This window comes from Secundilactobacillus odoratitofui DSM 19909 = JCM 15043, assembly GCF_001434895.1.
Classification (GTDB): Bacteria; Bacillota; Bacilli; order Lactobacillales; family Lactobacillaceae; genus Secundilactobacillus; species Secundilactobacillus odoratitofui.
The window spans coordinates 74249-93926 of sequence record NZ_AZEE01000004.1 but is presented as its reverse complement, the minus strand read 5'-3'; the positions used below and the strand labels follow the sequence as shown (position 1 = coordinate 93926).

General features: G+C 43.6%; 12 protein-coding genes. 4 read left to right on the top strand and 8 right to left on the bottom strand.

Annotated elements, in window-relative coordinates; translation table 11 throughout:
• Positions 1 to 353: 353 nt before the first annotated feature.
• Entirely contained in the window at positions 354 to 875 is a 522-nt protein-coding gene (locus tag FD04_RS01225; protein WP_056946399.1) for a hypothetical protein, read from the bottom strand.
• Between the two features lie 151 nt (positions 876 to 1026).
• Here FD04_RS01225 and FD04_RS01220 point away from each other — a divergent pair, with 151 nt between their 5' ends.
• Positions 1027 to 2199, top strand: a complete 1173-nt coding sequence (locus tag FD04_RS01220) for a thiolase family protein (RefSeq protein WP_056946398.1) — start codon at positions 1027 to 1029, stop codon at positions 2197 to 2199.
• 127 nt (positions 2200 to 2326) lie between these two features.
• Here FD04_RS01220 and sfsA read toward each other — a convergent pair whose 3' ends face one another.
• Positions 2327 to 3052, bottom strand: a complete 726-nt coding sequence (gene sfsA, locus FD04_RS01215; RefSeq protein WP_054702371.1) for a DNA/RNA nuclease SfsA — start codon at positions 3050 to 3052, stop codon at positions 2327 to 2329.
• A 118-nt stretch (positions 3053 to 3170) separates the two neighbouring features.
• On the opposite strand from sfsA, the gene FD04_RS01210 reads away from it, so the two are divergent.
• Both FD04_RS01210 and FD04_RS12540 read left to right on the top strand, forming a co-directional pair.
• Entirely contained in the window at positions 3171 to 3695 is a 525-nt protein-coding gene (locus FD04_RS01210) for a GNAT family N-acetyltransferase (protein ID WP_054702369.1), read from the top strand.
• Positions 3696 to 3710: 15 nt separating this feature from the next.
• A complete protein-coding gene (locus FD04_RS12540; RefSeq protein ID WP_054702366.1) occupies positions 3711 to 3899 on the top strand; it encodes a hypothetical protein in 189 nt (62 codons plus the stop codon).
• A 130-nt stretch (positions 3900 to 4029) separates the two neighbouring features.
• Here FD04_RS12540 and FD04_RS01200 read toward each other — a convergent pair whose 3' ends face one another.
• The 6 genes from FD04_RS01200 to proB form a co-directional block, all read right to left on the bottom strand.
• Entirely contained in the window at positions 4030 to 7086 is a 3057-nt protein-coding gene (locus FD04_RS01200; protein ID WP_056946397.1) for a YfhO family protein, read from the bottom strand.
• Positions 7087 to 7420: 334 nt separating this feature from the next.
• A complete protein-coding gene (gene addA, locus FD04_RS01195; RefSeq protein WP_156660375.1) occupies positions 7421 to 11113 on the bottom strand; it encodes a helicase-exonuclease AddAB subunit AddA in 3693 nt (1230 codons plus the stop codon).
• On the bottom strand, positions 11100 to 14663 hold the full coding sequence (locus FD04_RS01190; protein ID WP_056946396.1) for a PD-(D/E)XK nuclease family protein: 3564 nt from the start codon (positions 14661 to 14663) through the stop codon (positions 11100 to 11102). The genes addA and FD04_RS01190 overlap by 14 nt, the downstream gene beginning before the upstream one ends.
• A 391-nt stretch (positions 14664 to 15054) precedes the next feature.
• Positions 15055 to 15399 (bottom strand): hypothetical protein, encoded by a 345-nt coding sequence (locus FD04_RS01185; RefSeq protein WP_054702354.1) that lies wholly within the window; start codon positions 15397 to 15399, stop codon positions 15055 to 15057.
• Positions 15400 to 15542: 143 nt separating this feature from the next.
• A complete protein-coding gene (locus FD04_RS01180) occupies positions 15543 to 16805 on the bottom strand; it encodes a glutamate-5-semialdehyde dehydrogenase (protein WP_054702351.1) in 1263 nt (420 codons plus the stop codon).
• On the bottom strand, positions 16798 to 17634 hold the full coding sequence (proB, locus tag FD04_RS01175) for a glutamate 5-kinase (RefSeq protein ID WP_054702348.1): 837 nt from the start codon (positions 17632 to 17634) through the stop codon (positions 16798 to 16800). The genes FD04_RS01180 and proB overlap by 8 nt, the downstream gene beginning before the upstream one ends.
• Before the next feature lie 568 nt (positions 17635 to 18202).
• Here proB and brnQ point away from each other — a divergent pair.
• The gene (brnQ, locus tag FD04_RS01170) at positions 18203 to 19573 is read left to right on the top strand and encodes a branched-chain amino acid transport system II carrier protein (RefSeq protein ID WP_056946394.1); all 1371 of its coding nucleotides are present in this window, start codon (positions 18203 to 18205) and stop codon (positions 19571 to 19573) included.
• The last annotated feature ends 105 nt before the right edge of the window (positions 19574 to 19678 follow it).

The window sequence follows — 19678 nt, the reverse complement described above, 5'->3', positions numbered from 1 at the left end:
ATATACCCTGCACATTTGTGAAACGAAACTTTGTTCAGTTTTCAAAGGTCTACCTGTTAATTTATTTCTAAATCAGCTTTTTAATTATATCTCATTGCCATTTGAAAGTCAACCAAAAGTTTTTATATCAACGTTTTAATGATTTTCATTTGTCTCTGAGACAACTTATTAAATATATCATCTTGAGTGAACAATGTCAACATCGAAATTACTTAATCAGTAATTGGTACACATTGCATCTCTTGCTCGCGACAACAGAAACTATCATACCAAGAGATCATGAATCGGTCAATCGTTATTTTCAATTAATTTTTAAAAAATGGAAATTAAAATGAAAGCTTTTAAATTACTTCCTATTGTTTCTTCGTAAATAATGCTTGTCCTTCATCCGGGTGTTGTTCAAGGTAGTTTTTAGTAAACTGACTAACTGCCGACGTATCTGTCAGATTGACACCCGCCGTTTTCATTGCAGACATTAATTGTGCGTAGAACTTGTCGGCCACAGGATCATACAGTGCTGTCAACTGCGTGACATGCTGCTTGACCCAAGCCCGTAATTGATCTGCCTGATTCAACTGGCCATTCTTCTCTAAAACATCAAACCAAGTCAGCAGCGTTTCTGGCAACAGGTCAAATAACTCCTCGCGCTTCTCTGATACATCCAGCATAGGCACAAATCGATTAAAAAATAGGTCTTCAAGTAGCACAGTAGTCCACTCCTTTGGTTGCTTTTGATAGCCGATTACTAATACCTGTGCACTAACAGTCACAATAATCTCAACTTGCTCCTGTGCTCCTGCAGTCATGCTCGCAAACTTGGGAACTGCCATTATTGCATCTAACCACTGATCTAATTCTTCATCAAAACTTTGCATCCGTCTACCTCCTTGCATTTTTCCATTCTAGGCAACCCGTTATCTAATTGCAAACCTTTTAATTATCCTAAATCACAACCAAATTTAAAGACATATTCCCATCAATCGTGTATCCTTATCGTTTGTATACTGAATTAAAGGGGTTAAGAACATGCAAGAAGTTGTGATATTAAGTGCAGTTCGCACACCAATCGGGAAAATGGGACGTCAATTCTCCCAACTTACTTCGGTTGAACTAGGAACAATTGCTGCGAAAGCTGCGATTGATCAAGCTCAAATTCCTGCTGATCAAATTAATCAGGCCATTATTGGCAACGTCCTACAAGCGGGCGCAGGTCAAAACGTTGCACGCCAAATTGCAATCAAGAGCGGCTTACCCGTGACAAGTACCGCCATGACGATCAACCAAGTATGTGGTTCTGGTATTAAAGCCATCCGCTTAGGTCAAGCCGCTATTGCGATGGGTGATGCAACCGCAGTTCTTGTCGGTGGCACTGAAAGTATGTCAAATGTACCATACCTATTACCCGACATGCGTCGTGGCACTGGTTATGGTGAGACCAAGGTACTCGATGGTCTTGAACATGATGGCCTACGTGATGCCTTCTCGCAAGACTTAATGGGAATTACCGCTGAAAATGTCGCTGAACAATTTCACGTCACAAAGGAAGCTCAGGACGCTTTTTCGCTTCGCTCTCACCAACGGGCACTCACTGCCACGACTAACGGTCACTTCGAAGCCGAGATCGTGCCGGTCACCGTTATTGGCAAGGTTAACACGACCATTACTAAAGATGAACCAATTCGCCCTGACACTTCTATGGCGGCCTTGGGTAAACTAAAACCAGCTTTTAAAGCAAATGGAACGGTTACTGCTGGCAATTCAGCAGGCTTAAACGACGGCGCCAGCATGCTTGTACTGATGTCAAAGGATGCCGCTGACAGCGCTGGATTATCCTACTTAGCGGTGATTGACGGATACCAAGAGGTTGGTATTGATCCTGCTATCATGGGCTACGCACCTTATCACGCTGTTTCAAAACTATTAGAAAAACAAAATCGCGTCGTGACAGACGTTGATCGTTATGAGCTTAATGAAGCCTTTGCGGCACAATCGGTTGCTGTTTCAAGAGATCTTCACATTCCTGACGACCGATTAAACGTTAACGGCGGTGCGATTGCCCTTGGTCATCCAGTTGGCGCTTCCGGCGCTCGGATATTGACCACTCTGGTTCACGACCTTGAGCGCGAGCAGCTAACAACTGGTATTGCCACCATTTGTATCGGTGGTGGTATGGGCATTGCGCTCTCAGTTCATCGTTAATGCTAAGTTATGACCAATGAATCACTTTTTTAAATCATCTAGGCCGATTACCAGCCATTTCAATGTAGAAATGGCTGATAACCGGCCTATTTTGTACGCTAATCTTGCAACAACGTAATGATTAACTTCAATCTACTTCTGCTTCATGAAATGGGGCGTCCAACTCAAATGGAACTGCACGTCTTAACCTGACTGTTTCCGCAGTTACCTCACAATCAATTGCAACCACTTTTACACCAACTCGCTGCGCCTCTTCAATGGCAGCAGCCAGTTTTGGTGCGCGTTGCCGATAAATCGTCATCACGTGGGCAAAATCTAACTGAACGACGAAAAGCAAGTAGGCAACGTCACCTTCATGTACCGTCCGTATCAATTCATGAACGTGTTTGACGGCACGCTCTGTCGGCGCATCCGGGAAAGCTGCCACACCTTGGTTTTCTAAAGTGACCCCTTTGACCTCGATCCATAAGTTGTGGTCCGTAACCGTTTTGCCCCAAAAATCAATCCGGGACTCATGGTAGACTTTTTCCGGCCGAAAAGCAGTGAGTGTTGGCATCCCCGGCAGCGTTAACTGACCATCCGCCTGTGCTTCTTTCACGAGTCGGTTCGGTAACTGGCTATCGATATTTACCCAATGATCACCCTTCTTCACTGACACTAAATCATATTCAGTCTTTCGATTTGGTTTAGGCTGATAGTTAAGGGCAACTTGGGTACCCGCAATCAGTAGCTCCTTACCGCGACCAGTATTCTTAACGTGCACCGTCACTGTCTCACCTGCTAATTCACAGTGCGCAACGAATCGGTTAGGCCGGTCAATAAACGTTGCGAGTCGAATTGCTTCATACTTCAACCTCAACACCTCCAGGTCCATTATGCCATACTCTCTTTTTTTTAGGCAGGCGATGGCGTAAAATGCAAATAGATTACGCGGTGTATCACAATACATTCGCTTTATAAGGAGGACCTTTATGTCAGCAACTTATTTACGACGTGCAACCCAAGCGGATCTAAACGACATCACCGCTATTATCACAGATGCCAAAGCCTTTTTGAAACAGCAAAACATCAACCAGTGGCAGGATGGTTATCCAGCTGCCAGTGATTTAAAACAAGATATCGAAGACGGTATTACCTTTGTTTTAGTGGTCGATGGTGAAATCGCCGGCACTGCCGCACTGCACCAGGGAATCGATATTAACTACCTTAAAATTGAAGATGGTAGCTGGCTAAACGGTATCGATGCCCGCTACACTGCTATTCATCGAATTGCCGTTTCAAGCCATTTCCGTGGTCAACATTTATCTGGCAAATTAGTAAGTGGTTTAATCACGATTTCGAGTCTACTTGGTTACAAAGACGTTAGAATCGATACTCATCCAGATAACTTGGGCATGCAACACGTGATTACGAGCAACGGATTCGAACACCGTGGCACCGTCTACATGCATGATAGTCAGGCCCTACGCTACGCTTACCAACTGCTCATTAAATAATTGAGGTGACCATCAATGACTCACGCTGATATTGCGGTACAAATCAAGCTCCTGATTCTCTTTACCGTTGGCCTAATAACATTATTAACATTTATCATCCGCCATTATCGTCAGGACCACCGAATTGATTTAAAAACCACACTACCTCTGATCTTAGTAGCTTTATTTATGGCTGGGGTATTGTTTAATTTAGCCCTGCTATAAAATGACTTTAAAACTGATTCAATTAACTTTTTTTCATATTAAACACTCAGATAAAATAAAACGCAGTGATTCCAATCAACGGAATCACTGCGCTTTATTTTTTGAGTAACATACTCGATTATCGATCTACTTAATCATGCCGCCGTTTCACGACGAATTGCCAACCAAAGCCAATCACGAATACAAGGAGCCCTACGATCGATAATAACCGACCCGCCTTGAGCCCTGGGGTCTGGTAAACCAACTTAATTTGATGCTGCCCTGCAGGTAACTTAGCCCCCACAAACCCAGTATTAACCTTTTGAGTAGCCGTCTTCTTACCATCAACGGTAAGTTGCCAGCCAGTTGAATACGGAATTGAGGTCGTCAACACACTTGCCTGCTGGTTATCAGTGGTGCCAGAAACTTGGTTATTCGTTACTTTCAGTTGCTTGAGACTTTGTTTTTGTAACTGTTTAGCCTTTTGCTGATAGGTCTTACCAAATGGCACCGCGATGATCCGAACATTTTTAAAGCTAATGTTATTGGCTTCATAAAATGACAGATCAATGGTTTTACGGGCGCTAGTTGAGTAGCCTAAATTGAGTAGTACGCTCCCCTTCTTTTCGTAATCAGACATATTATTAATGCCCAATTGACGAATCGACGTATCCTTGTTTTGGGTCGTAATCTTCATCCCGTAGGAATCAAAGTACTGATTATTCATAATATTGCGCCAATAATTCAGCTTGGTACCATACGAGAACGGTACATTGGCCATCAATGCCCGGCGAGCCGAATAGTTCAGGCGCGCTGTTGTTGACGGGAAACTAGCCTTAATACCATCAAACTCAATGTAAAGCTCACTGTTCTTATAGGCATTTGGATTTTTCAAGGTCAGACGATAAGTTGCATTTTGGCCTAACGTATCACTCGTCATTTCAGTTAAGCCATTTTGATTCTTCGTGGTATTTCGTTGAACAATCGCCTTATTCTGGGCAATTAAAGACTGAATGGCACTGGAAGGTTTGGCCAGACCAGTTGAAGCCGCGTATTTTTTAGCATCTGCCGTACTCAAATCACCATTAACATTAGCAGATAACGACCGGTTCGTATTATGGGTGAGTCGGTAGTTAATTGCTTGGGCAACCGTTGTGATTGGAATGCTAGTTGTGGTGACCTTATATGGTACTGACTCAGCGGTTGTCGTTGCCTTGACCGTTTTAACGCCGCTCATCTTTTTGCTAGTTTGAGCACCGCTTAACAGTGCTTGTTCCTTATCAGCAGCCGTTAACTTATTGTACGAACTGCTGCTAAGTTGTTGCGTTTGTGTATACGCAAGCGGTGTCGCATATTTGTTTTGATAAATAACGGTACCAGTACCGTTACCCAAACTGTATACGGGTTGGTCTCTAAACAGTAAGGTCTTACCCTTGCGATTCTTAACAATTTTGAACCCGTAAGGAATCTTGGATTGCCCAACTTCATCCTGACGTGCGAATAGATACTTCACGTTTAAGAGTGACGTCATCGTCGTTCGATTATCGACGTTTCGCGTCGGATTATTCATGGTGTTCTCACTATTCATGAGCGCTTTGTTGAAGTCGTTCACAGCACCACTTTGGATTGAAAAGTAGGAACTGATTGAATGCATATTAAGCAACATCGGAATGTTGTTACCAGCAGAACGTAGTGAATAGTAATCTGACGTTGTTGCTGTCCGGTAAAATGATTTGTCGTGTTTAGCGAGGTAACGATTGGCATAATCATAGAAAGCCGTTGTCCAGTGTGACGCCACGCCACGACTTAACTCATCACCTTGTGAATGACTATAGTTACTGCTATAAAAACCTAAGCCTGTGCTGGCAGCGTTAATAATCACTAACGCTAAAATCGAGAATCGCAACCGCGGACCCTTAAAATCACCAATCAAGGCGTAAGCAATCACCAACAACATCACCAGATAAATGCCATAGATCATTAAGTGGTGAGCCTGTAGTCTGAAAATAAACCCGTTGCTGACCCAAATTGCGGCGAACAGCAGTAACGTACCATAAAGAAACCACTTAAAGTCGGCCGGTACCAATTCATCAAGGTGATCAACAAAACGTCCAGCCACTAACCCGAAGGCTAACTGTGCCAGCAATAGCCAACGATTAGATGGGGTACTCATGACGTTCATCACGGCAGCTACCTCTGGAAATAACAAGCCCACCGCAATTAACAGAATCAAGATGTTTAGCATCAGGTACTTTTTGAAATGACGGAACGACCAAATCATGGCAATTAACGTCAGACCACTCGTCCCCATGACAACCCAGTAATACATCTGACCACTCGCATTTAAAATCGCATTGGGGAGCTTCATGTAATAGATTGCCGGATAGAACTTAAGGCCGTTCGCAAAAATGGCTGAACCAGAACGCGAAGAACTCAACATTGATAAGAGATTTGGCAGTAATATCATGGCAGCAATCATCAGCGCCATAACTACTGTTAACGCAAAGTAGCCAAGGGAGCGCGGCAATGGCCGAACTAGTTCCCCCTTCTGCTTTAAATCAACATATCTAAACACAGCAAAGAATAGTGACCCAATGGCGAGTACATACGCAAAATAAACGTTACTAATCAAAACAACAGCTGTAATGGCCACTAACCAAAGGAATGACTGGCCGTGGTAGATTCGATCGATTGCCACACAGAGCAATGGGAAAAAGATCAATGGTAGCAAGAAAAAGGGATGGTGATAACTCACGTAAAACGAGTAGCTCCCAAAGGTGTAAATAAGCGCACCAACTAAAGAACCGCTGCGTTTTAACCGCATTTGCTTAGCAAAAACTAAGAACGCTAGACCTACGGCGTATAACCGCAAAATGGTCAGCACTTGATATCCCAATTCGAGTTTATCAGCAGGAAATAACGCAATTAGATAACTAAACGGATCACCAACCACATAGTAGGCGAACGTCGTCATCTGGTCTGCGCCAAGCCCTAGATTCCATGACCAGCCAAATAATGACTGATGGGCTGTTCCACGTAAAATTCGATAAAACTCTTCTAAAATTGGGTAATGTTGAGAGATCCCATCCACATTCCAAATCGTGGTTTGGCCAAGAAAACGCAATGCACCAAACGAACAAAGCACGATGAAAGCAAATGCAACTGTATACACTAGCCACACAGGAAATTTTTCATAGATTTTTTTCACGGTAAATCTCTCCAACTCTCTAAAATTAACTGCCATCATTATGCCATGAGTACAACTGGGAAAACAAACTAACTGCTGTCATTACAGCAAGATTGTCGTTATCAAGTTCCAAAATTATTTACTCAATTCCATTATCATGATTAGTTTTAGCTTAATTTTAGTGTGTTTTAGAATGACTAATCACCGCTTAAAACTAGGTTTATTAGGGTATATAGTATTTAACTAATCGTCTAAAAAATATTTGTCATTTCGACTATTCTTAATAAAGTTTAAGATTTTATCAAGTTCAGTATCTTCAACACTTCTACGCGTTAATTGCTCACGTTACCAACAACTAAACGCTCACGATTTGATCAACCGACAACAGATATAAATATCTGTGAACAACCGGTAAATTCAGCATTTTAGTTAACGCCAAGGCGTACAACTTTAATTGACCTTCATAACGCTGTTTGATTTTGCCAAGTCCTGCTTCATTAGGTTGCACGTAGTCCGTCTTGTAATCAAACAGTGTAATGCCGTCGTCGTTAATAAAGTAACCATCAATGATTCCGTGGACTAAGATTTTGGCCTGTTCATCCTGAACCTCTACAAAGGCATCCTTTGCTGGTAGCAACAGTGAGAACGGCGTTTCCCTGTGTAGCTGGGACACGTTAGCTAAAATACTCTGGCCCAAGTCGCTTTTGAAAAAGGTCGTAATCTGAGTTTGCTTAATTTGTTTGGCTACGGCACTGGTCATAACCTGACTAGCAACCAATCGATCAATCACAGATTGAACGGCAGCCAAGTCAACGGGCTGATTTAAGTTAAGCTCCTGCAATACCAAGTGAGTTGCCGTTCCAATCTCTGCGCCACTTGGTGCGGTCACCATCTGCATAAATTGTGGGGTTGCCAGTTCATGCGTCACAAACCGGTGTTGCGCTTTCGGTTGTTGCCAATCTGGTTGGAAATCACCCAACTGAGTCATATCGGGATCTTCAAACAAGCGTTTAATTTCTGACACGGATTGGTAAGCAGTCGTTTCAGTTTCGGCTTGCTGATCGTATTGATAGCCCATTAGTCGATCAATGTGATCTACATCAATCACGGAATAATCGGTTGCTGCACTTTGCTGTTTAAGTGCACACAGCCACTTTTCACCAGTTTCAACACCTTGTCGTGGCCCCATACCGGCCAAATCATCGGCTGAATAAAAGGTTACGTCAAACTCAGTTTCATCCGCCTGTAATGCCGGCAGTACCTGGTGGTCCGGGTTCAGCGTGAATTTAGGGTGCCTCATCAGTGCCAATCCAATCCAGTCAAGGTAGGTGTGCATCCGCTCTCGTAGCCCTGCGTTCAACACTAAATTTTGATCCTGGTTAGCGGCAGACCAACCTTTAATCAAACTCTCTTGTCCCTTGCATTCACCAACGATGTAGAGTCGTTGCTCCGCACGGGTTAAGGCAACGTAAAGTTTCCGCATTTCCTCGGCTAAAGCCTCTTTCCGCGTTTCGTTTTGAATCACAAGTTTAGGGAGTGTTGGCGCTGCGAGTCGCTGTTGTTCATCCAAGTAATCGATACCGATTCCCAATTGGTTATTTAAAACTGCCCGACTTGTTAAATCCTGCATATTAAACTTCTTTGAAGCGTCTAACAAGAAGACGACTGGATATTCCAATCCCTTACTACCATGGATAGTCGTCACTTGAACAGCGTTATCCGTTGCTTTAGTTTTAGCCTCCGCCAAATCGTGTTCGTTACGCTGCATCCGTTCAATAAAGCGAACAAACTGAAACAGCCCCTTAAACCCGTTTTGCTCATAATCAGCTGCCCGTTCGTATAAAGCGTGTAAGTTTGCCTGACGCTGCGGTCCAGCTGGCATGCCGGCCACGTAGTCCAAAAAACCGGTCGTTTGATAAATTTCCCAAATCAGCGTTGCCAGGTGTTCTTGCCGCGCAACCGTCTGAAACGTCGTTAATTGTGACAAAAATAGCTGAATTTTGGGATATAACCCATCGGCGTATGCGTTACCGGCATACTGTTCATCATAATGTTGATAGAAGTGTTGCAGGGCTGAGTAGTAATCGTCCGTCTTATCCGTAATTCTAAGGTAGGACAGTTCGTTTTCATTTAACCCAACAATTGGCGAGCGTAACACAGCTACCAAGGCAATGTCTTGATAAGGATTATCAATAATCTTCAGTAGCGACATCATAATTTGAACTTCAGTCGTTTTAAAGTAACTTTGCGCATCGTTAATTTGAACCGGAATTTCCGCACGACCAAATTGGTCCTGAATGTTCAGGTTGTTTTTCTTAGTGGCGGAAATAATCGCAATATCTTGGTACTTTAATGGTCGCGTTACGCCAGTTTTTCGATCCAATATCTGGGTTTCTTTTAGTATTAATTCGTGGATGGTCTGGGCAATTAACATCACTTGGCCTTCTGAGCCGTCAGGTTTATCATTTCCAGTCTGTTCACTGGGCGCATCGGTATCGTAAATTAACAAGGACGCAACATTCGGCAATTCTGTCGGGTAATTGGCACCATAGACCAACTTTGCCGGACCAGCGTATGAAATTTGACCGAGTTTTTCATCCATGATTTGGGTGAAGATCAGATTGGTAAAATCGTCCACGTTCTTCATGGAACGGAAGTTTTCTGCCAGTGTAATTTCGGTACCAGCAGTTGGGTCCGATTGATAGCGGTTAAACTTATCAATGAACAGCTTAGGTTCAGCTAGTCGAAAACGATAAATTGACTGCTTAATATCGCCCACCATAAATAAATTACCAGGGTTCGTATGCGCCAACGTTGTAACAATGGCTTCCTGTAGTTCATTGGTATCCTGATACTCGTCCACCATAATTTCGTGGTAGTTCGCTGAGAGCTGTTCACGCACGGCGTTTGCTTCCGTCGACGAAGCCTGTAAAATTTTCAAGGCAAAGTGTTCAATGTCACTAAACTCCCAAACGTGTCGCCGTTGCTTCTCAGCATCATAGGCTTCAGCGAAGGCCTGGACAACTTCAGCTAGTTTTTCGACCAGACTATAACTATGCGTCATCGCACTTACCGTCTCTGCTTCTGGTAACGGCATCAGTTTAGTTGCTGCTTCAACTGCGTCACTAGCATTATCACGGTGGGCAACGTAGCGTTCCTTAATTAATTGATAGTCGTCATATTCAGACGCACTCTTGCGAATTGAAGGCAGTCGTCCCCACGAAAAGGCCATTAATTGGTCCCGTAAATCGTTCCAGCTAAGCTGTTGCGGCTTAATCTGATTCAATGGCGTCAGCAGACTGTCAATATAAGTCACGGCCTTTTCAATCTGCTGATCACTCGCCAGTTCTTTGGCAGCTTCAAGTTCGGTCCGCGCATCCGTTAACTGCTGCATGATGATGGGTAATAGTTGTTCCTGAACAATGGTAGACGCCATCAAATTGCCAGTGACTTGATAAGGCGCAGCCAGGGTTTTCAACCAACCTTCTGGATCCGGCTTGGCACCCATAAATTGAAATACTCGAAAGACAAGATCCGTGAAGCCATCATCACTACGATCATTGGAGAAATTTGTCACGAGTTGCTTAAAGCGACCGTCCTCATCATTTTGATAAAACTGTTCACGAACATCGTTCCACACTTCTTCTTGTAACAGTGCACTCTCAGTTTGGTCACCTAAAATTCGAAAGACGGGATCTAAATCGATGAGGTAATAATACCGTTCAACGATCCGCTGACAAAAAGCATCCAACGTACTAATATCTGCAACTGGTAAAATCGCCAATTCACGGGATAAGTACCGTTGTTCCTCGGCATTTATCTGACTAATTTTCTCTCGCAATGACCGTTCGATACGTTCCTTCATTTCCTTAGCAGCCGCTCGAGTAAAGGTCACAATCAACAGGTTTTCAAGGCTTTCATGCGCTAAAATCATGTTGATCACACGGTCAACTAGCACACGGGTCTTACCAGATCCAGCCGACGCTGAAACAAGTAGATTAGTTTGATGCGTATCTAAGACGCGTTGCTGACTCTTAGTGTATTCCATGATTGTTGACCTCCTCTTGAATTCGTTTAATAATCTCGTCATTTTTGGATAACGCTGTTTGTAATCGATAATTGTTTTCTGGTAACATCGGGTCGAACTGCATGATGGCAGTGTATGGTGAATGCGTCATGGCAGAATTGCCAGACAGTGGCTTGTACGGGTTCAACTGAATCTGACCGTCAAAAATTGCATTACCAGCTGCCTTAATTTTCAGCTCGGTAAATTGCAATAAACTCTGCAGCTGGTCCATCGTGATAATTGAGTTCGACTTGGCAGCTGAACCGTCCTTCTTTAATTTGAATGGAAAGACTTTAGCAGCTTCACTGACCTGTAATTGTGGCTCCAATGAGTGGATCAACTGGTCATCTGACACTAGCACGCCTTCATAGCGACCCTTTGCTAGTAACGCCCGCTCAATATCTTGCTTGATATCACTTGGCTTTAGCCGCGGATTTTGAAGGTGTAAATATAAGGCGCCGGCTAATTGTGCATCTGGATCATCGGTCAAAAGCGACATGTTTTGTTGCACCACATCTAGATAAGTCATCATTTGCATCGCGATGCCTTCATAGATGTCATTGAACTTCACCGTCCGCTCACTTGATTTGTAATCGACGATACCAATGTATTCATTGTCTGGTAGTTTGAGCGTATCGATTCGGTCAATTTTACCCCGCACCCTGATTTTTTTATCATTTTCAAGATCAAATGCCAATGGCGGCAAGCCATTTTCGGCCCCAATATGCCCAAAAAGGACCTCGGTTCGACGAGCTCGCATCGGCGTATATTGATTTTGTTTATGAAACATTTTCGCCATATGCCGGACAACACCAATCAATTGCCCCTTAATAAACTTCATCCGCTCGCTACTATTCAAAATCGCGTACTGCAAATTTTTCGGATCATTCAAAATGACACTCGTCACTTCTTCAACCAATTGCGTTAACTGCTGGTCATCTAAATTGGCTAAATCAATGTGTTCTTGATTAACACGCTTCATTAAGAAATCCATTGCTGCGTGAAAGAATTCGCCGGTGTTGGCCGGTGAAAGTTCGAATTCATCGCGTTCACGCAGTTTTAACCCATACTTGAGGAAATAGGCGTACTGATTACGGTAAAACTCTTCTAGTTTAGAAATCGAACTATTGATCATCGTGCCATAAAGCCCAGTCACAATTTCTTGATCAAGTGGCGTTGGCACATTTCGATAAGCCACACTACCCAGCAATTTTTCAGTCAATGGGCCTAACTCACTCTTAGTTAGTGACTGGTAAACGTATTGCCACGATGGACTGAGGCTTACCGAGCGCTCACGACTATCGTTGCTGGCCTGAACTAAGTGCCGCAACGTTGCCCGTTTGGTGCCAACATAGGTCGTAACATCCGTTTCTTCAGCTTTCGGTGTCGCATGATGCACTTGCTTTTCAAGGTTAAAATGCTTTTGAATCCTGGCAACATATGGACTCAGTTGGTTTTGGGCATCGTCACCCGCATTGATTGGATAGCTAAAAATCAAGCGCTCTGATGGCGTCATAAACGCCATGTAATTTAGATACGGCTCGCCTTGTAACGTTAAAATACCATCATCACCCAGGTATTCACCCTCCGGTAGCACTAACTTCTGACGATCTTTATCATTCAGCAAATGGCTTGGTAATGTTGTGTCTGGCATTGATTTATCCGTTGCACCAATCATGAAAGTGATCTTACGGTTATTCATCTGAATAATTCCACTTTCAGAAATGGTGACCTGATCGAGTGTTGATGGAATCTGGGAATAATTGGCACCTTCAAACCCAGCTTGTAACAGTGCTAAAAAGTCGGGTGCGTTGAATACACGATCACCGAGGATCGTCACGTATTCATCTAACAAGTTACAAAATGTTTGCCACGTCTGTTCCGGTTGACTAGCTTGACTAAGATCACCTGCTTCAATGGCTCGATCACGCCATACCAGTAACTGATCAGTCACGCCACAATTCGTTAAAAAGGTCACCAAGACCTTAGCTGCCTCGCGACCGTTATTGACCCGATCCAATTGCCGATAAAATGGCATTAACGTATCGCGAACAAATCGCCGAATCCCGTTGATTTGGTCATAAGTGTGCTGGTCGGCACTCGTCATCGTGCCCAGATCATCGCTTTGAAGCCGTGCGTATGGCCAATCTTCTTTTTGTAGCCAGCGCTGACCCTGATAACCCATTTTGAGGACCCAATTTTCAGTTTTAAAGAGTGCATCACGAAACGCATCAATTGAAAGATACTGACCATCATCCGTTTTAGGTAACATTAACTCGGTTTTTAATAACCGCATAATGTCAGCGTACTGAAAATGCTTGCGTTTGATCTCAAATAAAGCCGTGATCAACTCGACGAGCGGATGATCCACCATCGATTGAGACACATCACTAAAATAAGGAATTGCTTGCATCGTCATAATCGGTGGAATAACCGTCGCATATTGATCTAAATGTCGCGTTAAAATCAGAAAATCGCGGTATTGGTAACCATCTTCAGCCACTAATTTTCGAATAATTGCTGCTACTCGTGCAACTTCAGTGTAGCGATTATCGGCTTCAATAAGTTGAACAGCCTGAGTATCGGCAAGCGTCTCAGTTCTTTGACTGACGAGCCCAGTTGCTGATGCCTGCCAATACTGTTCCAATTGCGTCAAAGCTGGTGCAACACGGCTCGCCGTTGCGTGAACATCTGGCAAAACGGTGATCGAATTGGCCTTGGCAATCTGGTAAAGGCGGAGATAAGTTCGTGCTGGTTGGTAAAACAGACTCTGTTCGTTGATATCGGCCGGTGTGGACGTTCCCTGATCAAGAATCAAGGCAACTTTCACCGATGCTGCCCGTTGCATCAACGTTGTCAGTAATTTAGCTTCCTGGGCCGAAAACTGCGTCTGAGAAAATCCATCAAAGTAAAAGTGTGCATGGCTTAAATCAACATTCGCCAAATAATCACTGAGCTGATTCAATAAATCAGTGTTTGCCACGTATTTGCCAAGCATCGCGGTTTCAAAACTATCGTAAATTAAAACTAAGTCGTGTAGCTTCGCGTCTAGATCCGCACTCGAATCTGTTAATTGTTCTGCGACCTGTTGTAAGTCAAGTACACTAACCTGACCAGTTTTTAATTCTAAAAGTTGCCGTGTCAGCAAACTAATAAATCCTGGTCGGTCAGCCTCACCACCAAATAACTTTAACTCATCTTGATGATCCAATATTGCTTGATAGACCAGCATATTCATGCCGGCCTGTGAAATTCTCGGTAGCTGATAGGCCGGTTCGTTTTTCATAAAGAACCACGCCAATCGAGTCAACGACAATACCTGAACGGCCGACTGTGCGTAGGCCTCATCATGATTACCCGTTAACGTTGCTAGCCGCGATAATACTTGGACCTCAGATTCAAATTTAACGTGGTTCGGCACCAAGTAATAGAATTGATCCGTTGGATGTTCCTGATACGTTTGCGCTAACGATTCAAGTAAGCTGGCTTGATGATCTACACTCGCTTTGCCAGTCACAAATTGTAGTGTCATATTCGTTGCACCTTTCTGCCAAAGTTATTTGGCGACGTGTTTTGTAAGTTAATCATAGCACACTTGAACGTATGTTCGTGTACCGACTTTTGGAAATTTATTGCGTTATTTTAAGATCCATTTCAGGCCTAATTTAACGTGAGTCTATACCACAGATATTCGTTTGAACTATAAAGCAAGCTACCAAAAATACAAAAGGTGTTTCAAAAAGTTTCACGTGAAACAAATACTGCGGTATTTCTAGTTCACAATTTTATCCGTACATTCTAAACAGCTATCAGTAGACAAAATAACGTCGCAAGTCCCAGTTGCCTGAGACTCACGACGTTATTTTATCTGCTGAATTGAACACTATTCATCGCATTGACGAATTTGAATCTCTGATCTTACACTAATTAATTTCAATAAAATTCTCTTTTAAAACTTCATTCGTATATAACTCGAGATCCGCAAGCACTTCTGGATTATCTGATTCGTGAGTTGCCTGGCTTTCCGCAATTGCCCACTTTGCAAGGTTGTCCGTAATTGGCACGATATCTTGTAAAATGTGCATCCGCGCCTCATCATAGTGCGTTTTACGAATTTCTCGAAAGCTCTCGTAATCCGTAATTAAGCGCAAATGATCACCGCTGGCAAGCTCAATTGACTCAAAAATCACGAAGTGTGATGTTCGATTTGCTTCATCCATTTGTGATTTTAGTAGATCCAACTGTTCCGGATTAGTCTTGATTGTCACGGCACGTCACCTCTTTGATTACAGTTTACCAAAAAATAGTCACTGGAACGAGGTGAAATGCATAGATTTATAGTTTTTTAGTGTTTTTATGATTCTCTAATAAATCAGTGGCCTATTTCGTGCCGACCATGATCTTGGCCTGTTTACTGCCGAACCTGACCTTCACCATAAATGATGTACTTTGTTGACGTCAGTTCGTGCAATCCCATTGGTCCACGAGCGTGTAATTTTTGGGTACTGATACCAATTTCAGCACCAAAGCCAAATTCAAAACCATCGGTAAACCGGGTTGAAGCATTGATGTAAACACAAGCAGCATCAATTTGCTTCAGGAATTGCTGACCATTTTGATAATTGTCCGTAATAATGGCTTCTGAATGCTTCGTATTGTGGGCATTGATGTGTGCAATCGCCTCATCTTCAGAATCGACCACCTTAACGGCCATAATCAAATCATTATATTCTTCATCCCAGTCAGCATCAGTCGCTGCTACCATGCTTGGCACAATTGCGCGAGCTCGTTCATCTCCACGTAGTTGGACACCCTGGTCAGCCAAAGCAGCCGCAATTACAGGTAAATAATCATCAGCTACTGCGCTATGGATGACTAGTTTCTCAGCCGCGTTGCAGACTGATGGCCGTTGAACCTTGGCGTTGACGGTAATATCAACCGCCATTTGAAGTTCGGCGTACTGGTCGACATAGATATGACAGTTACCGGCCCCCGTCTCGATGACTGGAACCTTAGCCGTTGTAACCACGCGTTGAATCAACCCACGACCACCACGTGGAATTAACACGTCTAAGTATCCCGTTAAGGCCATCATTTCGTTAGCCGTTTCGTGCGACGTATCGTGAACTAACTGAATCGCATTTTCATCAACGTCAATTGACGCCAAAGCTTCGCGTAACACATCACTAATGGCAATATTGGTCTTTATGGCTTCCTTGCCACCTCGTAACAACACGGCGTTGCCACTTTTGAAGGCCAACGCTGAAGCATCGGCGGTTACATTAGGCCGGGCCTCAAAAATGATTCCGATGACGCCAAGTGGTACCCGTTGCTTGCCAATCATTAACCCAGCATCGTTTTGCCACATTTTGTCCACGCTACCAATTGGGTCTGGTAATTGGGCCACCTGTTGCATCCCTTCAGCCATTGCTTTGATTCGATCAACAGTCAACGTTAACCGATCCACGAAGCTGGCCTTTAAATCAGTGGCGTTATCCAAATCAATCTGATTCGCTTTTAAAATATCTTCTGTATGCGTCATTAACGCTTCAGCCATTACCTTCAAGCCCTGATTACGAACTTGATTAGAAAGCTGCGATAACTGGGTTTCTGCCGTTTTAGCTAACTGTCCCATCATCTCAAGTTGACTGGTTTTGATCGTTTCACTAGCCATGTTGAACCGCTCCTTTTCCTTCTGGGGTAAACCACGTACCAATTGATTTACCAGCTAAGATATCAAGAATAATTGCCGGGTCGGCTCCGCTTGCCAAAATCATCTGGCGTTGATCAGCCAGCATAATTTCGGCAGCCGTTAGTTTAGTAACCATACCGCCCGTACCATACCGACTGCCCTTACCACCGGCGACTGCATAGGTTTCATCATCAATTTGGTGAATCGTTGGAATTAGTTGGGCATCATCGTGCTTCAGTGGATTAGCATCATAGAAGCCTTCGATATCGGATAACATAATGAGTAAATCAGCGTCCGTATGCGTTGCGACAATCGCTGACAACTGATCGTTATCGCCAAACTTGGTCCGGTGATCCATTTCATCAACCGCAATCGAGTCATTTTCATTCACGATTGGCACAATGTGTTTGCTCAACAACGTGTTGAAGGTATCCATAACGTGTTGATTGCTTGCCGGGAAATCAAAGACGTCGTGGGTTAAGAGCAGCTGACCAATCATCTGGTTATAATGCGCAAACCGTTGATTAAACAAAGTAATGAGCTTGCTCTGTCCGATTGATGCCAGTGCTTGTTGCTCACTGATCGCCTTGGGTCGCTCACTCAAGCGAAGTGCATTCAGGCCAACACCAATTGCACCTGACGACACCAAGATCACTTCTTTACCCTGACCACACAACGTACTAATGGCAAATGCCAATTGATCAATTGCGCTGAGGTTAAGCCCCCCACTCGGGTAAACGAGTGTACTGGTCCCAACTTTAACGACGAGGCGTTTTACATCGAGATTTCGTTGATTGAGCTGCGTTCCCATATTCGTTCCCATCCTTCTGTCCGTTTTCAAAATCTAATCAAATCACCATTAATTCATTACCCATCATTATTGCTTATTTTTCAGTTTTTGACAACTTAATGTGTTCGTATTCTACCATATATGCCCATGAAAAACACATGAGATAAACGCGATATTAAATTAAAAAGTTTTAACTTTCCCCTTGACTTTTAATTTAAATCGATTATGATAGTCCACATAAACAAGTTACATCACATATCTAAATATTTTTGATCAAAGACTATGCGTAGAAGAGTAGTCGTTTGGAAAACTCTCAGGGAGCCTTGAATAGTGAGACGAGGCAGTTGACCTTACTGATGAAAGTAATCTACAAGTCGTGACCGCGACGATTAATCGAAGTGGTCACTGGGAATGCGCCCATTACAGCAATGAAGTATCGTTAACCGACTGCGCATCGGCTGGCCGTACTTTCTAAGTCAATCACTGTGAAGTGGTTGAAAATTAAGGTGGTAACACGTCGATAACACGTCCTTAGCTAACATAGCTAAGGGCGTTTTTTATTACCACCAACACACAGGAGGAATTTATTATGAAAACAACGTTAACGAAACGTCAATATACCATTTTAGGCTCGTTATTATTCGGTTTATTCTTCGGTGCAGGTAACTTGATCTTCCCAATTCATTTAGGTCAGCTCTCTGCCGGTAACTGGGGACCTGCAACCATTGGTTTTCTATTAACTGCCATTGTTTTACCACTACTTTCAATTTTAGCCATTAGCCTCACCCGTAGTAGCAGTGCTTATGATTTGGCCAAACCGGCCGGTAAAGGGTTCGCGCTCTTCTTTCTGATTATGATTCACGCTACCCTCGGTATCTTAGTTGCCTCACCACGGACCGCCACAACTACTTTCGCAATTGGGATTCAGCCCTTCTTGCCAAAGGCCTGGGATCAAATGGGCTTACTCATCTTCTCCTTCTTATTCTTCGGCATCTCACTGCTCCTCTCTTGGAATCAAAGTAAGATCACGGACTACGTTGGTAAGTTACTCAACCCAATTTTACTTGCCCTACTTGCTTTCATCTTCTTTATGGCTTTCATCATCAAGGGCGATATTCGTCAAATCTCAATCTTCCCACAAGGTACCGGTGCTGGTAGCAACCTCATCAACGGTTTCTTACAAGGGTACAACACGATGGACGCTTTGGCTGGCTTAGGCTTTGGTGTTACGATCATCACCGCCTTAAAATACTTCGGTATGACTGACACTAAGGATCGTTCTAAGGCCGTTGCTAAAGTTGGCGCCATCAGCATGGGCCTTGAAGCCATCATCTACATCTTCTTAATCGCACTTGGCGCTTCCAGCCTAAGTTATCTCAAGTTAAGCGCTGACGGTGGTACTGCCTTTACCGCCATCATGGCCCACTACACTGGTATGGCCGGCACAGCCATTCTGGGTGCCGTTACTTTCTTAGCCTGCATGACCTCATGTATTGGTTTGATGGCAGCTCTTTCAGAAGACTGGGGTCACCGTTTTCCAAAACTTGGTTACCACTTCTTCCTTTCATTGAGCTCCATTGGCGCCTTCATTATCGCTAACTTCGGTTTGGATCAAATCATTACCTACTCAACTCCATTGCTGAGCTTTATCTACCCACTGGCAATGTCACTCATCTTCTTAGGTTTACTTCACCCATTCATGGGCAAGAATCCATTTATCTACAAGACTACGATCATCTTGACGTTCATTCCAGCCTTCCTAGATGCGATCCACACCTTGCCACCATTCTTTGCTAACATGTCATTCTTCAAAGCGATCAACGCATGGGCTGGTAACGCCATTCCGTTGTTCAATCAAGGTTTGGACTTCTTCCCATTCATGTTGATTGGGATTCTCGGTAGCTGGGCCATCACTAAATTCTTCAACTTATCACCCGCTACTAGCTTAGAAAAGAAATAACTTTCTTCCTATTAATAGCCAACATAAATTCTCCTAACATCGAACACATAATTCTTCCAAACGCCACCTCCTGGGCGACACATAGCTCCAACACATAGATTTCTC

Coding starts and splice junctions, on each gene's coding strand:
- addA (WP_156660375.1), bottom strand. CDS start 11,113: ATGGAATACACTAAGAGTCAGCAACGCGTCTTAGATACGCATCAAACT.
- FD04_RS01180 (WP_054702351.1), bottom strand. CDS start 16,805: ATGGCTAGTGAAACGATCAAAACCAGTCAACTTGAGATGATGGGACAG.
- proB (WP_054702348.1), bottom strand. CDS start 17,634: ATGGGAACGCAGCTCAATCAACGAAATCTCGATGTAAAACGCCTCGTC.
- FD04_RS01225 (WP_056946399.1), bottom strand. CDS start 875: ATGCAAAGTTTTGATGAAGAATTAGATCAGTGGTTAGATGCAATAATG.
- FD04_RS01190 (WP_056946396.1), bottom strand. CDS start 14,663: ATGACACTACAATTTGTGACTGGCAAAGCGAGTGTAGATCATCAAGCC.
- FD04_RS12540 (WP_054702366.1), top strand. CDS start 3,711: ATGACTCACGCTGATATTGCGGTACAAATCAAGCTCCTGATTCTCTTT.
- FD04_RS01220 (WP_056946398.1), top strand. CDS start 1,027: ATGCAAGAAGTTGTGATATTAAGTGCAGTTCGCACACCAATCGGGAAA.
- FD04_RS01210 (WP_054702369.1), top strand. CDS start 3,171: ATGTCAGCAACTTATTTACGACGTGCAACCCAAGCGGATCTAAACGAC.
- brnQ (WP_056946394.1), top strand. CDS start 18,203: ATGAAAACAACGTTAACGAAACGTCAATATACCATTTTAGGCTCGTTA.